Origin of the sequence: Streptomyces echinatus, assembly GCF_014203595.1 — a bacterium.
GTDB classification, from domain to species: domain Bacteria; phylum Actinomycetota; class Actinomycetes; order Streptomycetales; family Streptomycetaceae; genus Streptomyces; species Streptomyces echinatus.
The window spans coordinates 195,750-210,299 of the sequence record NZ_JACHJK010000007.1 but is presented as its reverse complement, the minus strand read 5'-3'; the positions used below and the strand labels follow the sequence as shown (position 1 = coordinate 210,299).

The following is a 14,550-nucleotide window of genomic DNA, read 5'->3' as shown; positions in this document are numbered from 1 at the left end:
CCCGCCCGTGACGTACGGCCGTGCCCGGTGACCGGAGCGTCCGGTCACCGGCCGGCCCAAGTCCATTGCCGATTACCCCGGTTGTGGTGCCCGGCGCTGTGCCGGGGAGTGCCGCCGTCATGACGCCGGCGGTAGTCTGGCCACCAAGATCGCGCCATCGGGGGAGGCGGTTCGGCTCGTGGGCTGTCCCCCGCGGAACGGAAAGGGCAGTGCATGAGGCCGGTACTGGGCAAGGCGTCCGTCGCCGTCGTCGCCGTCGGAACACTCGCGGCCTGTGGTGGCGGATCGGGAGGGGACAAGCCCTCCGGTGGCGGCCAGAAACCTTCCGTCCACACCTCGGCACCGGCGCCGACGCTCAAGCTCGACGTGCCCGCCGGGTACGACACCTCGCACGGCTGGCAGCTGTCGGGGAACCGGATCGGCACGTACGCCGTGCTGCCGAAGGCCGGCGCGATAGCCACCATGACCAGCGAGGGAACCGGCTACCGGGTGACCGTACGGGACGCGGTGACCGGCGAGGTGCGCTGGACGGGCAAGCCGTTCCGGGACCTGGCCGAGGGCGAGGCCCCCGGCGTGTACGTCGTCGCCGCCGGCGGCAAGGAGTACCTGGTGACCTGGTCCCAGGGCGAGAAGGGCGAGGACGCCCTGTCCAAGGCGAAGCAGGTGTACGCCGTGGACGTCTACACCGCCGACGGCTCGGGCGACGCGGTCGCGCCCGCCCACCACGTCGAGGTCCCGGCGACCGACTACGGCACGGGCCGCGTGACCGACGGCGGGGAACGGCTGCTGATACCCGTGACCGACAAGGGCATGGTCGCCCTCGACGTGGCCACGGGCCGGACCACCAGGTACGACACGGATTCCCTCAAGGCGCCCGGCTGCTCCTCGTGCGCCTACGGCAACGAGATCGCCGCCCTGACGGACCGGGACCCGGTGGTGCTCAACGAGGGCGCGGGCGCGTTCGGCGTCCCCGGCTCCTGGGACGACGACCGCATCGCGCCGGCCGGGGCCGACCCCGCGACCGGCATGGTGTGGCCGGGCACCGGCGGGCACCTCATCGCCCGCTGGGAGCAGAGATACGGCGGCAGCCAGAACGTATGGGCCGTACTCGACAGCCGGACCGGCCAGGTCCAGGCGTCCGCGCTGTGCGCCAAGCCGTTCATCGGGTCCGCCGAGGCACCCGACTCCGCGCTCTCCCCGAACGGCCGCTACCTCGTCTCCGACCACCTCGCCTTCGACCTGGAGTCGAAGAAGGGGTACTGCTTCGAGGAGACCGACGACACCAAACCCCTGAGCTTCGACGCCGTCACCGACGACGGCACCGCCTACGGCACCTCGCTCACGAAGGGCAAGAGCCTGACCGGGTCCACGGCCCCCGTCGAGCTCCCGCTGGCCTCGGGCACCCCGAAGGCGCTGCCCGAAGGGCAGGAGGTACCGGTCGCCGACCTCGCCGGGGTCGGTGTCTTCACCCACTCCGAGGGCAACGAGCGGTACCTGGTGGTCTACCCGCACAAGGGCTGAGCGGCGAACGACGTCCCGGTCCCGGCGCCGGGCCCGGCCGTGTCAGATCCCGGTTCCGGTCCTGGCCGGGTCAGGACCGTCCGCCGGTCCGGCGCGGCCGCCCACGGGCGGCCAGGCACGCCGGCACCGCCACGGCGGCGCCGATGTACAGCAGCGCCGGGTAGCCCAGCGCGTGCACGATCTGCCCACCGGCGGCACCGGCCAGGGACAGGCCCACGAACAGCGCGCTGTTGTTCCACGACAGCATCGCGGTGGCCCGCTCGGGAAACAGGTCCACCAGGTGGCGCTGCTGGGCGGGGAAGAAGGCGTAGGCGGCCGGCGCGAACAGCCCCAGCGCACAGGCCAGGGCCCAGGTCGCGGGGAAGGCCACGGCCACGACGGCCTCCAGCGCCGCCGTCAGCGCCAGCGCCGACCTGGTGACCCGCACGGCGTCGGCCCGGTCCGCGAACCGGCCGCCCACCTGCCCGCCGACGACGGCACCGACGCCGTAGACCACCAGCAGCCATGTCACGGCGGTGGCCCTGCCGTCGGAGTGCAGCGCGACGGCCAGGAAGGTGTACAGGCTGTAGACGGAGAAGGCCCACAGGGCCGTCACCGCGACGGCGGACACCGCGACGCCCGCACCGGGCCGCCCGGCCCGCCGCGGGGCGTCCGGCGCAACGGCGGCCGGTGCCGGCGGCACCGGACGGGCGCGCCAGACGAACGCGTGGGGCAGCGCCAGCAGGAACGTGCCCGCGGCCAGGATGACGAAGGCGGCCTGCCAGCCCACGTACCGCCCCAGCAGCGCACCGGCCGGCGCGCCCACCCACAGGGCGGTCAGCAGACCCGACCCCACCACGGCCAGCACCTGCGCCCGGGCCTGGGGCCGGGCCCGGGCGCTGACCAGGGCGTACACGGTGGGGCCCGTCCCGGCGGCCGCGGCTCCGGCCATCACGCGGGCCACCAGCAGCACACCGAAGTGCGGTGCCAGCGCGGTCCCGACGTTGGCCGCCGAGAACAGCACCAGTGCCACCACCAGGACCGTGGCGCGATCCCGCCGGTCGGAGACCCGGCCGGCGAAGGGTGAGGCCACCACGTACGCGATCGAGAAAGCCGTGACCAGCAGTCCGGAACCGGCCGTGGAGACGCCGAACGACGCGGCGATGTGCGGCAGCAGCGGCGCCACGACGAAGAGATCGGTGCCCACCAGGAACTGCGTCAGCCAGGCCAGCGCGACCACCCCGGCGGACAGTCCGGGCACCGTCTCCTGCGCCGGCTCAGCGCGGGCCGAGTGCATGATCCGACGCTAGAGCCTCCACCGGGGCGCGGCCATCGGAGACCTGTCGGCGCCCGGGCACCGCCCGGGCGGCCGCGGCCTGCTGCATTGGCAGCACCGGCGTCACCGGGTCGGGGGACGGCGGCACCGGCCGGCAGGCGGGACCCACCGGACCGGTGTGACGATCACATCAAGGTGCCACGGCGACTCCGGGCCGTCACCAGATCCGGTAGGAGGACCGATCGATGAACCTCACTCTGAAGCGCCTGCTCGGCGCTGCCGCGGCGGTGGCCACAGGTGCCACGGCCCTGCTCGGAACGGGCGCCGGCACCGCCGACGCCCGCGCGGAGAGGGCGCACTGCGACCGGGCCGAGCGTCCCATATGGAGCGAGGGGCCCAGCCGTAACGTGACCGGCTTCCACTGCGACATCCCGGACCAGGAGCACCGCTGGTACAAGGTCGACATCGACACCCTCGTGCAGCCCCACCAGAAGGCGGACTACGTGGACGCGGGCGTCGACGGAACCCGCACCCTGCACGACAGAACCATCAGATGCCTCGGCTACACCACCGACAAGAACAAGGTGAACTGGTTCGGCTGCATGCCCCGTTGAGAAGCGCCGCGCACCGGACAGCGGGCCCGGGTCACCGACCCGGCCCGCAACCCCTGAGCCCCGCCGAAATGGTCGCGCGAACACGCGGGGGTAGGGCCCGTGCCTTCCGACCGGCACGAAAAGCCCTACCCCCGGCTCAACACCCCTTCGGTAATCGCTGTTTCGGCACACGCCACACCGGCGGCCGGTCATTTCCCGGTCGGTCGTGAACGACCGCGTACACGCCCAAGGAATTCAGGAAACGCGAGACGTCCTAACCGAACTCGCCCTCGCGTACACCTTCTCGGAACGCGGCCCATTCCTCCGCGGTGAACCGCAGAGGGGGAAGGTCCGTGTTGTTCGAGTCACGGACGGCGACCGCCCCGCCGCCGAGGTCTGCCACCTCGACGCAGTACGGCGTCGTCTTGTCCATGCTCCTGCTGCTCTTGACCCAGCGCGCTCCCGTCAGGTCGAGCGCGTAGAGTTCCGCCTTGCTTGCTCGCACCACAAGCTCCCTTCGGCGCTCGTCGTGGGTTCTCCTTCCACCCTCGCCCGGTCCCTCCCACCCTGCAACCGGCCAGGTCAGCGCCGTGATCGCGGCGGTCGGCGGGGGCGGAGGGAGCGGCGCACGACAGCGTCGCGCCCTGTTCGCGCCCGCGCCGGCCGCGACCGGAGCGAACCGGACCGCCCCCCCGGCGCCCGCCGCGTGGACGAGCCGGCGGCTCGTGCGAGCACCCTCCCGGCACGGCCGCCGGCAGCGTCAACAGGCCCGTTCCATCGGTGGATTGACGCCGGTGAACGGCGGCCCGTGATCGCGATGACCGAATAGGGGTTGCGGACCCCCGACTAGGGGTTGGCGACCCCTTATAGGGGTTGCCGATAGGGGTTTTCCGCCCGTAGCGTCCTTTCTCGGTTCTTCGTCTTAATTTCCGCTGCTTCGGCCCCCGAGCAGCCGGCGGCCGCAGTATCCAGCCTTATGTCGCTCCAAGCGATGTCTTCGAGCGCGATTAGGACCAGGGAGAAATCATGGCTCGTACGAAAACGTTCGCGCTGACCGCCGAAGAGCTCGAGAAGTTCGCTCGCGATGGGTACATCGGTCCTTTCGATCTCTACACCGAGGACGAGATGGAAGGATATCTCAAGCAGATCAGGCCGAAGCTGCTGAAGACCAAAACGTCCATTTACGCCGATGGGCAAACGGAATCCGGTAACACGAACCTGGCGGCCAGCTACGACCGCCATATCGACGTCGACTTCCTCGCCGAGCACATCGCCCGGCCGGAGATCGTGGACCGGGTGTCGAGCATCCTCGGTCCCGACACGCTCTGCTGGCGCACCGAGCTCTTCCCGAAGTACCCGGGCGACGAGGGGACGGACTGGCACCAGGCGGACAACTTCTCCAGCGTCGACGGCTCGAAGCACCCGCACATCGTGTGGCCGGAGGACGCGGAGTTCGGCGGCACCATCACGGCCTGGACCGCCTTCACCGAGGCGTCGGTGGCGAATGGCTGCCTTCAGTTCATCCCGGGCACCCACACGTCGATGAACTACGACGAGACAAAGGTCATGGAATACAATCCGGACCTCATCAATGCGGTGGAGAAGGACGGCGTAAAGCGCGGGCTCTTCGGCTACGACTACCGGCAGCTGCAGAAGGACCCGGACTGGAGCCCCGACGAGTCCAAGGCCGTCTCCCAGGTCATGCGTCAGGGACAGTTCATCCTCTTCTGGTCGACGCTCATGCACGCGTCCCACCCGCACAGCGGCGAGACCGACCAGATGCGGCTCGGCTTCGCCTCCCGCTACCTCCCGACCCAGGTCCAGGTCTACCCGTACTCCGACGAGCTCCAGGAATTCGGAGCGCGGGCGAGCCTCGAGAAGTACGGCTGCGTGCTGACGTCCGGTGAGGACCGGTACGGCCACAACCGCTTCGTCGAGAGCACTGTCAATGGTTTCCGCTTCCCGGTGCACTAGGAGAGATGAAAAATGAGCGAGACGGACAACCGCATGGCATCGGAAACGCTGCTGGCCTGGGTCGTCGACGAGTGCAAGCAGCTCGGCCTGCGGGTGACGGGCGGCGACGACGACTTCTTCGAGGCCGGAGGCACATCGCTCACCGCGGTGAAGCTGATCGAGCGTGCTGAACGGGAGTTCGGCGACGACTCGCTGCCCGCGGACGAGCTGTTCACCGACAGCCGGATCACCGACATCGTGGCCAGCATCCAGCGCAACACCAAGCCCGCTGACGCGGTGACGGACTAGCAGGGCCGGCGTGGCGGCGACGGACAAGTGGGTGATGACCCTCAAGGCGGCGACGGCGGAGCCCGCCGGCACGTTGTTCTGCTTCCCCTACGCGGGCGGCAGCCCCGAGACGTTCCGCTCCTGGAGCGGCGCGATCGCGGACGACATCGAGCTGGTGTGCGTGATCCTGCCCGGCCGGGGACGGCGCCTCAAGGAAGCCCGCTACGACCGGTGGCAGCCCCTGGTGGACGACGTCTTCGAGGCACTGTCGCCGTACCTGGGCCGCCGCCACGCCTTCTACGGTCACAGCTTCGGCGGGCGGCTCGCCTACGAGCTGGCCCATCTGGCCGTGGCCGAGCACCCGGGCATGACGCGCCGGCTGTTCGTCTCCGGCTGCCGGAGCCCGGACGCACCGCAGAACCGCCCGTACATGCACGAGATGCCGGAGAGCGACTTCCGCGCCGCCGTGGCGAAGATGGGCGGCACACCGGCGGAGCTCTTCGAGGAGGAGAGGCTGCTGCGCCTGCTCCTGCCGACCGTGCGCAGCGAGATCCGGCTCGCCGAACTGTGGGACCACCGCCACGCCTCCGGAGTGGACGTTCCCATCACCGCCCTGTACAGCCCGGATGACCCGATCGACGGCTGGGAATCCATGCGCGGCTGGCAGAACTTCACCCGGCGGCACTGCGAGCTCATCGAGGCTCCCGGCGGACATTTCTTCGTGGACAGCCACCCCGAGTACGTAACCGGAATCGTCAACACACGTCTGGGGAATTTGAATGGATAAGATTGCCGTTTCGGACGAGGCTCTATCTATTCATCAGAAGATCAACAGGACGGACGCTGCTTATCCGGCGGAGAGCCTGAAGGAACTCTTCGAGGCCGCCGCCGAGCGTCGTCCCGAGGCTGTCGCGGTCGTCCACCGGGACCGCAGACTCACGTACCGCGAGCTCAACGGCCTGGCGAACAGCCTGAGCGTGCGGCTCCGCGCGGCCGGGGTGAACCCCGGTGACGTCGTGGGACTGTGCGTCAAACGGTCCCCGGAGATGATCGTCGCCATGCTGGCGGTCATCAAGTCCGGCGCCACGTACCTCCCGTACGACCGCACCTGGCCCGACGAGCGCCTGAACGGCATCTTCGGCCAGGCCGGCTGCACGGCGCTGCTGACCGACGCGCCCGCCGAGATGACGGACCGCTTCGCGCACCTGCGGGTCATCCCCGTCGACCTGCCGGCGCTCGACGCGGACGAGAAGAACCCGCCGCTGCGGGTCCCCCAGGACGCCATCGCCTACATCGTCTTCACGTCGGGATCGACAGGATCCCCCAAGGGCGTGCCGATCCGCCACGAGGGCGTCGTCCGGCTGGTGTTCAATTCCCGTTTCGTCGACCTCGACGAGGACTCCGTCATCCCGCAGCTGGCGTCGATATTCTTCGACGCGGCGGTCTTCGAGATCTGGGGCGCGTTGCTGCACGGCGGGACATCCGTGCTCTACCCGTCGGATCACGTCCGGCTGTCGGAGCTGAAGCGGGTCGTCCAGCAGAACGGCGCCACGGCGGTCTTCGTGACGACGGCGCTTTTCAATGTGATCGTGGACGAGGCGCCCGGCACCCTGGAGTCCGTGCGGACGATCCTCACCGGCGGCGAGGCGCACTCCCTGCGGCACATCGAAAGGGCCCGGGAGTACTACGGGAACGAAAAGGTCGTCAGTGTCTACGGGCCGACGGAGTGCTCGGTCTTCGCCACCTACTATCCCGTCCGGGACACCGTCCTCGGCGAGTCCGCGCTGCCGATCGGACTGCCCATTCAGAACACGTCCCTGTATGTCGTCCGCGACGGTGAGCTGTGCGCCCCGGGCGAGGCGGGGGAGGTGTGCCTGGCGGGGCCGGGTCTTTCCCCCGGCTATCTGGGCATGGATGAGCTGACGAAGAAGAAGTACGTCGAGTACGACATCGACGGCGAAAAGGTGAGGCTTTACCACACCGGTGACCGCGCCTACTGCCGGGAAGACGGAAACGTCGTCTTCCAAGGACGCCTCGACGACCAGGTAAAGGTCAACGGGTTCCGTATCGAACTCGGCGAGATCGCGCACTTCATGAACGAGGTGCCGCACGTCAAGCAGGCCTATGTCACCACCAGTGAGAAGGAGTCCGGCGAGAAGGTCGTGGTGGCCTTCGTGGTGCCGGCCGGCGAGGCGTGCACGCCCCAGGCGTGCCACGACCACCTGGTCACAAAAGTCCCCAGTTACATGCTGCCTGGGGAGATTCACCTGTGTGACAGCCTGCCGCTGACGGGCTCGGGCAAGGTGGACCGCAGGGCCCTCCTGTCACAACGGCACTGAGCTGTGCGAATTCCGAGAGAAGACGAGAGAAGGGTAAGGCTCCAGTGACAGCGACCGGGCTGAGTATCAAGGCGGCGAACCTCTGGCTTCCGTCTGGCAAAGAAGGACCCGCTGACGGCGAACTCAGCTCAGCGGATTTCGAGCGCATCGGTGTCTCGGAACTGTATGTCGCTTCGGACGACATAGCGCCGCCCCAGATGGCCGTCCTGGCCGCGAAGAGCGCTCTGGAGAGCAGCGGTGTCGAGCCGACCGGCATCGGCTGCCTGGTCCATGCGTTCAGCTACCACCAGGGCTTCGACATGTGGTCGCCGGCGCACTACATCGCGAACAAGTCCGGGATCATCGAGGGGCTTCCCATCAATGTCCAGCAACTCTGCAACGGCGGCGCCCTAGCCCTGCACGTCGCGGCCAAGTGGCTGGTCGCCACGCCCGAGGCGAGCACGGCCCTCGTCACCACCGCGGACCGGTTCGCCGCGCCGGGCTTCGACCGGTGGTCGAGCGACGACGACGCGGCCTACTCGGACTCGGCGGCCGCGGTCGTGCTCGGGCGTCCGGGAGAGGGCGACGAGTTCCTCCGGCTGCTCTCGCAGGAGATGGCGACGGACACCGAGGGCGAGATCCAGATGCGCGGGGAGGACCCGTTCTCCTCCGTTCCGCTGGGGCACGGCACTCCGATCGACCTCAAGCGCGCCAACAAGGTGTTCAGGGAATCCGGTGCGGCGGCACGTATGGTCAAGCTCGGTGTGCCCAAGCTGCACGACCTCATCATGCGGGCCCTGCGCGGGGCGGGCATCGAGCCCAAGGACGTCAGCGCCATCGCGCTGCCGCGTCTCACCCGGACGATGCGCGAGGGCATGTTCAAGCCCGCCGTCGCCGAGCTCATCGGAGGGAACCCGACCTACGTCGACTGCACCACCGGCTGCCTCGGCGCCGGTGACTTCCTCGGGAACCTGGTGGACATCGAGGGCAGCCTCAACCCGGGGGAGTACGGGATCCTCATCCAGGGCACCGGCGGCTACACCTTCACGTGTGCCGTGGTCCAGGCGCCCGCGAAGTAACGCGGAGACCGGGGAAGACATGGCCACGACGCCGAGTACATGGGACCCTGCGACCTATCCCCTCTGGCACGGGACCGTACCCACGTCAACGATCCTCGACCGGAGCGGCCCTGAGGACCTGTGGGTCAGGGGCGAGGGTTCCTGGCTGATCGACGCTTCGGGAAACCGTGCCCTCGACGCCCGCGCGGGGGTCGGCAACATGATGCTCGGCTACGGCCGGACGGACATCGTGGAAGCGATGGCCCGTCAGGCGCGCGAGCTGCCCTATGTCTGCATGGTGCGGTGGGAACTGCCTGCTCCGGTGGTCGTCGAACTGGCGCAGGCACTCACCGGGATCGCCCCGTCCGGCCTCACCCGGGTGCGGTTCTGCCACACGGGCGGCGCGGCGGTCGAGAGCGCGGTGATGATGGCCCGCTCCTACCACCGGAACAAGGGCAAGCCGGGCAAGCGCCTCATCGTCGGCCTCCGTGACAGCTACCACGGCAGCCCGATGGCGGCCATGGCGGCGAGCGGGCAGCGCATCATGCACTGGCTCTTCGGCCCGATGCCGGACGGCTTCTCCCACCTTCCGGAACCGGAGGGCGATTCCGGGACCGAACTCGCGGGACAGCTCGATGCGTTGGGCCCCGAGCGCATCGCGGCGATGATCGTCGAGCCGGTGAAGGGGCGGAACGGACAGCCTCTCCCCGACGCGTACCTTCGGGCCGCGCGCGAGTACTGCACGAAGAACGACATCCTCCTGATCTTCGACGAGGCGTTCACGGGGTTCGGGCGGATGGGCGAGATGTTCGCGGCCGGCATATCCGGGATCTCGCCGGACATCATGTGCCTGGCGAAGGGCATCACCGCCGGGTACTCGGCGCTCGGTGCCGTCCTGGCGACCGACGCGATCTACCAGGCCTTCGACACCGGCAGCACGGTGTTCGCCCACGCGTCGACCACGGACGGCCACCCGGTGGCCTGCGCCGCGGCGCTCGCCGCGATCCGTGCGTACACGTCCGAGGACCTGGTGGCCAACGGCCGGGCACTCGGCACGTTCCTGCGCGACCGGCTGAACGGCCTGCTCGAAGGCGCGCCCACGTTCGGGGGCGTCCGGGCCGTCGGCGCGTATGTGGCGATCGACCTGGTGGACGACGACGGCAGTCCGCTGTCCATGCAGGACCGACGTCACCTGGAGTCGGCGTGCCGGCGGCAGGGCCTGCTGGTGCACTACACGCCGGACACCGTCGTACTGATGCCGCCGCTGACGATGACCATGGAGGAGGCGGAGTTCGCGGCGCAGAGATTCGCGGGCGTCGTCTCCGGCCTGCGGCCGGCCGTGGCCTAGGACGCTCCTTCTCGCCGTCACACCGGCGTCACCGTCACACCGGCACTCGGCCGGGGCCCGCCGAAAGGGGGTCCCGGCCATTCCCGACCGGTCTCACTGGTTCTAGTCGAGGATCACGCCGACCCGCTTCAGGATCCAGCGGCGCGAGGGGTCCGAGTCGCAGGTGAACTGCACGAGCGGATGGTTGTTGTCGGTCGAGACGCCACCGGCCACGGTCAGGCACTTGCCGGTCCGCTGGTTGACGACCTGGAACACGTTGGCGCCGCTGACCCTGACGAGTCTCCAGCGGCGCGAGGGGTCGGTGTCGCAGGTGAACTGCACGAGCGGCTGGTTGTTGTCGGTCGAGACGCCGCCCGCCACGGTCAGGCACTTGCGGGTCCGCTCGTTGACGAGCTGGTCGGAGACACCGTTGCCGTTGGCGACGATCCAGCGGCGTGAGAGGTCCTGGTCGCAGGTGAACTGGACGAGCGGCTGGTTGTTGGCGGTCGTGACTCCTCCGGCCACGGTCGCGCACTTGCCGGTCCGCAGGTTGACGAACTGGAAGCTGCCCGACACCTGTGCCGGGGCGCCGGGCATGACCGGCCGCGCGACCGCGGCGTCGGGCAGGAGCATGATGCCTCCGGCCACGAGGACCGTCGATGCCGTCAGAAGACGGTGCCTCCGGCTGTTTCTGCGCATGGGGGTGCTCCTCTCGTGCTTCTGCGAGGGAGATGAGAAAGACGCCGGCCGACCCGCCGGCCCGCTCCAGGGCTGGCGCCGGCCGAGGGACCCCTGCGGGAAACTCCGGCGCCGCATCGACGGCCTGGGCGGTGGCCACCGCCCGAAGCGGTGACGGTCTCTCCCCCATCGAAACACGACTCGCCCGGATCGGCAGCCGGTGCACCGCCTCACCGGTGGCTCCGAGGGCGCCACGTGGCGTCCCGTACGGGCAGGCACTTGCCGATGACCGGGAATCGGGGACGCGCGGCACCGGCCGCCCTCACCCTCGTCCGGTTCACGCGTGTCCGAACCCGCCCGAGTGGACGGCGTGCCCGTGGCGGCGGTGGCCGTGGGTGTCCGGGTGGAGGTGGAGCGCGACGAGGGCCGCGTCGTCGTGGAGGCGCCCCCGGGTGTGGGTGAGCAGATCGCGCTGGACGTGGTGGAGCAGCGCCTCGGGGCCGCCCGCGGGCCACTGGGCGGCCCGTGTCTCCAGGGGGTAGAAGCGGCCGTAGGCGTCGCGGGCTTCGATGACGCCGTCCGTGTAGAGCAGGAGGGTGTCCCCCGGCTGGTAGGAGACCACGTCGATCGCGTAGGCGTCCGGTCCCGTCTCCGCGATTCCCAGGGGCGGCGCGGGATGCAGGCCGGGGACCGTGAGGGCGCTGGCCGGGCTGAGCAGCAGGGGAGGGGGATGCCCGCAACTGATCATCCGGATGACGTGGTCGTCGTCGGGCAGTTCCAGGAGCAAGGTGGTGGCGAAACGCTCGCCGGCCTCCGCGGCCGGCTCGAAGTCGGCCAGGTAGCGGGCGACGCTGTGCTCCATGGTGGCGGCCAGGTCGGGAAGCGTGGCGTGCCGGTGGGCGGCCTCGCGGAAGGCCCCGAGCAGGAGGGCGGCTTCACCGATCGCGGACAGGCCCTTGCCCCGGACGTCCCCGATCATGATGCGCACGCCGCCGGTGATGCGGGTGGCCGCGTACAGGTCGCCGCCGATCTGCGCCTCGTCCTCGGCGGCCATGTAGAGGCAGGCGATCCGCACGGGGCCGATCCGCTCCGGCAGCGGCCACAGCAGGCCGTGCTGTGCGGCCTCCGCCACCGACCGCACCTGGGCCAGTTGGCGCAGATGCCGCTCGCGCATCGCGCAGAAGACCACGCTGAGGGCCGCGAGCACCGCCAGGGCGAGGATCTGGACCAGGACGTTGCGTGAGGAGAGAACGCCGAAGTGCCAGCCGATGTACGCCTGTGCCGCCACGGACAGGAAGCCGATGAGACCGGTGAGCAGGGGCCCGGCGAACGAGGCGGTGACCGCGGGCGCGATCACGAGCAGCGGCCCGAGATGGACGTCCTCCGGGACCAGCTGGTCGACGGCCGTGATCACCAGGATCAGGACGATCGGGATCAGCACCAACGCGCGGTGCGCCCGCCGTAGCTGCCACCCCCCGGCCGAGCCGTACTCAGCGTTCACATGTTCCACATTGCCACCGTCGAGGACGACCGACGAGCAGACGCCACGGCGCCCGCGGCGCCCGGGCGGGGCGGGGGTGCCCCCGCACGGAGGCGAAACACGCCCTCCCGCCGCCCGGGCTCGTCTCGCCGCGCTGCTCCGATCAGGTCATCCGGTCGCGCACGTCAGCCGGAGGCGTGCGTGCTCTCACCGTCCGGCCGCGCACGGTGGTCTTCGTCCTGGATGAGCAGTGAGAGAAGCGAGGCCACCGTCAGGCCCTGGCCCGCTTCGGTCGGATGACGAAGGATCCTGTTGGGGTCGATCCGGTAGGTGTTGCCGCGCCCCTGACGGACGTGCGAGAGATAACCGGCCTGCTCCAGATCGGCGATGATCTTCTGCACGGCCCGTTCGGTGAGGCGGCAGCGGGCGGCGATGTCACGCACGCGCGCCTGCTGGTTGTCCGCGATGGCCGCGAGAACGCGTGCGTGGTTCGTCAGGAACGTCCATCCGCTGTGGGGCTCGGGCACCTCAGTCATGCCCCGAGTTTACTGAGCGGACGTACACGCATCCAAAAACACGTACAGATTTTCGTGCATCAGTTGACGTGTATCGTCCTTCTGGGGGAACGTTGAAGCGGACCACGGCGAGCGCACGAGGGAGTGAGCCATGCAGCACCCGTCCCACCGGGCGCGGCCCCTCACGGCACCAGGCCTTCCCCGCCCGGGCGGAGGCGGCACCACGGGGCTCCTGCCGCCCGGCCGGCTGGCCACGTCGTCCGCGCCCCGCGGCAACCGGATCCATGTGACCGTGCGCGGTGAACTCGATCTCGCCTCGGGCGACGCGCTCCGGGACCGGCTGGCCGAAGCGCTCGCCGCTTCGGGCGGCGGTCTCACGCTGGACCTGAGCGGCCTGGGCTTCTGCGACTGCGCCGGCCTGAACGTCCTCCTGGAGCTCCGGCGGCGGGCCCTGAGTCAGGGCAAGACCGTCGTCCTCCAGGCCGCGGGCCCCGCCGTCGACCGGTTGCTCGGCCTCATCGGAGCGCAGGATCTGTTCTCGGCGCCGCGGTCACGGCGCGTGGTGCGTCCCGCCGCGCCGGCCCCGTCGGCCTCGAAGCCCGGGACGTCGCCCGGCGTCATGTCCTCCCGGAGCGGGGCGGACTCCGAGGGGCGCCGCGTCGCTCCGCGGGTCTGAGCGGCCGCCGCGCCATGAGGCGTTCCGGTCTCGGAGGGAAGCCTCGGCCGAGACCGCGGTCGCCGCAGGTCTCGCGATCGGAACGTGACGATCACGCTTGCGTCGCGGTGCGTCCTTCTCGCATCCTGGGCTTGACCGCCGAGTCTCCTTAGGTGAGCCTTACCTAAATCTTGCTGTGAACGTCCTGGGAGTCCTGTGTGTCCACCATGCCCACCGAGCCGTCCGTGTCCGCTCAGCCGGCGCCCGTCCGACGGCTGGGGCTGTACGACACATGGTGGACCGTGGCCGCCGCCTCGCTCGCCGCATGCCTCGCGCTCTCGGCGTGCGCGTGGATATCCCTGCACCTGCGGGTGGACGCCGCCCTTCATACGGCGGCGCTCTTCCTTCACCTGGCCTCTCTCGTGCTCGGCTTCGGAGCCGTCCTGGCCGCCGACTACAGCGCACTGCTCTACCTGACCGGGCGATGCACCCTGCGGGACGCCCTCGACAGCGCGGCTCGCCTCCATGTCCCCATCTGGGCCGGCCTCGCGGGCCTCGTAGCCAGTGGCGTCATGCTCCATCCGAACCTCGGATCGGTTCCCACGCGCGTCAAGCTGGGACTGGTTCTGCTGCTCACCCTGAACGGTCTGCAGGCCGGCCTCCTGAACAGACGCCTGACGCAGCAGGACGCCACCCCGCCCACGAGACGCCTGATGGTCCGGGGAGCTTCGACGGCCCTGGTTTCACAGATCTGCTGGTGGGGTGCTGTGCTCATCGGCTTCCGCAACAGCCAGCGCTGAGCGGGAGACGGGCCCGGCACGGCCCGGACGGCGGACGGTCCGGTCACCCCGACTCCGGAACCGACTCATGACCCGACTCATGACCCGACTCATGACCCGACTCCTGAAG

15 protein-coding genes are annotated in these 14,550 nt (G+C 69.9%); 10 read left to right on the top strand and 5 right to left on the bottom strand.

Annotated elements, in window-relative coordinates; genetic code table 11:
• Positions 1 to 213: 213 nt before the first annotated feature.
• A complete protein-coding gene (locus tag FHS34_RS20790) occupies positions 214 to 1,521 on the top strand; it encodes a hypothetical protein (RefSeq protein ID WP_184967587.1) in 1,308 nt (435 codons plus the stop codon).
• A 70-nt stretch (positions 1,522 to 1,591) separates the two neighbouring features.
• On the opposite strand, the gene FHS34_RS20785 is transcribed toward FHS34_RS20790, so the two are convergent.
• Complete coding sequence (locus tag FHS34_RS20785; protein WP_184967585.1) at positions 1,592 to 2,797, bottom strand: MFS transporter; 1,206 nt, start codon at positions 2,795 to 2,797, stop codon at positions 1,592 to 1,594.
• Between the two features lie 224 nt (positions 2,798 to 3,021).
• On the opposite strand from FHS34_RS20785, the gene FHS34_RS20780 reads away from it, so the two are divergent.
• Positions 3,022 to 3,390, top strand: coding sequence for a hypothetical protein (locus tag FHS34_RS20780; protein ID WP_184967583.1), 369 nt, complete (start codon positions 3,022 to 3,024; stop codon positions 3,388 to 3,390).
• Between the two features lie 253 nt (positions 3,391 to 3,643).
• Here FHS34_RS20780 and FHS34_RS42650 read toward each other — a convergent pair whose 3' ends face one another.
• Positions 3,644 to 3,874: a DUF397 domain-containing protein gene (locus FHS34_RS42650; RefSeq protein ID WP_184967581.1), complete on the bottom strand. Its 231-nt coding sequence runs from the start codon at positions 3,872 to 3,874 to the stop codon at positions 3,644 to 3,646.
• Positions 3,875 to 4,395: 521 nt separating this feature from the next.
• Between FHS34_RS42650 and FHS34_RS20770 the strand changes: the two genes are divergently transcribed.
• The 6 genes from FHS34_RS20770 to FHS34_RS20745 all read left to right on the top strand — a co-directional run bounded on the left by FHS34_RS20770 (position 4,396) and on the right by FHS34_RS20745 (position 10,334).
• On the top strand, positions 4,396 to 5,343 hold the full coding sequence (locus tag FHS34_RS20770) for a chlorinating enzyme (protein WP_184967578.1): 948 nt from the start codon (positions 4,396 to 4,398) through the stop codon (positions 5,341 to 5,343).
• Between the two features lie 12 nt (positions 5,344 to 5,355).
• On the top strand, positions 5,356 to 5,631 hold the full coding sequence (locus FHS34_RS20765) for a phosphopantetheine-binding protein (RefSeq protein WP_184967576.1): 276 nt from the start codon (positions 5,356 to 5,358) through the stop codon (positions 5,629 to 5,631).
• Positions 5,632 to 5,641: 10 nt separating this feature from the next.
• The gene (locus FHS34_RS20760; RefSeq protein ID WP_221509192.1) at positions 5,642 to 6,397 is read left to right on the top strand and encodes a thioesterase II family protein; all 756 of its coding nucleotides are present in this window, start codon (positions 5,642 to 5,644) and stop codon (positions 6,395 to 6,397) included.
• Positions 6,390 to 7,949, top strand: a complete 1,560-nt coding sequence (locus tag FHS34_RS20755; protein WP_184967574.1) for an amino acid adenylation domain-containing protein — start codon at positions 6,390 to 6,392, stop codon at positions 7,947 to 7,949. The genes FHS34_RS20760 and FHS34_RS20755 overlap by 8 nt, the downstream gene beginning before the upstream one ends.
• A gap of 197 nt (positions 7,950 to 8,146) precedes the next feature.
• Complete coding sequence (locus FHS34_RS20750; protein WP_184967572.1) at positions 8,147 to 9,007, top strand: beta-ketoacyl-[acyl-carrier-protein] synthase family protein; 861 nt, start codon at positions 8,147 to 8,149, stop codon at positions 9,005 to 9,007.
• 19 nt (positions 9,008 to 9,026) lie between these two features.
• Positions 9,027 to 10,334 carry an aminotransferase family protein gene (locus FHS34_RS20745; RefSeq protein WP_184967570.1) on the top strand — a complete coding sequence of 436 codons (1,308 nt, stop codon included), beginning with the start codon at positions 9,027 to 9,029 and terminating at the stop codon, positions 10,332 to 10,334.
• A 102-nt stretch (positions 10,335 to 10,436) separates the two neighbouring features.
• Here FHS34_RS20745 and FHS34_RS20740 read toward each other — a convergent pair whose 3' ends face one another.
• The 3 genes from FHS34_RS20740 to FHS34_RS20730 all read right to left on the bottom strand — a co-directional run bounded on the left by FHS34_RS20740 (position 10,437) and on the right by FHS34_RS20730 (position 13,007).
• Positions 10,437 to 11,012, bottom strand: coding sequence for an RICIN domain-containing protein (locus FHS34_RS20740; RefSeq protein WP_184967568.1), 576 nt, complete (start codon positions 11,010 to 11,012; stop codon positions 10,437 to 10,439).
• A gap of 316 nt (positions 11,013 to 11,328) precedes the next feature.
• Positions 11,329 to 12,492, bottom strand: coding sequence for a PP2C family protein-serine/threonine phosphatase (locus FHS34_RS20735; RefSeq protein ID WP_184967566.1), 1,164 nt, complete (start codon positions 12,490 to 12,492; stop codon positions 11,329 to 11,331).
• A gap of 164 nt (positions 12,493 to 12,656) precedes the next feature.
• Positions 12,657 to 13,007, bottom strand: a complete 351-nt coding sequence (locus FHS34_RS20730; RefSeq protein ID WP_184967564.1) for a helix-turn-helix transcriptional regulator — start codon at positions 13,005 to 13,007, stop codon at positions 12,657 to 12,659.
• Between the two features lie 130 nt (positions 13,008 to 13,137).
• Between FHS34_RS20730 and FHS34_RS20725 the strand changes: the two genes are divergently transcribed.
• Positions 13,138 to 13,662 carry an STAS domain-containing protein gene (locus FHS34_RS20725; protein ID WP_184967563.1) on the top strand — a complete coding sequence of 175 codons (525 nt, stop codon included), beginning with the start codon at positions 13,138 to 13,140 and terminating at the stop codon, positions 13,660 to 13,662.
• A gap of 197 nt (positions 13,663 to 13,859) precedes the next feature.
• Positions 13,860 to 14,441 carry a hypothetical protein gene (locus FHS34_RS20720; RefSeq protein ID WP_221509191.1) on the top strand — a complete coding sequence of 194 codons (582 nt, stop codon included), beginning with the start codon at positions 13,860 to 13,862 and terminating at the stop codon, positions 14,439 to 14,441.
• The last annotated feature ends 109 nt before the right edge of the window (positions 14,442 to 14,550 follow it).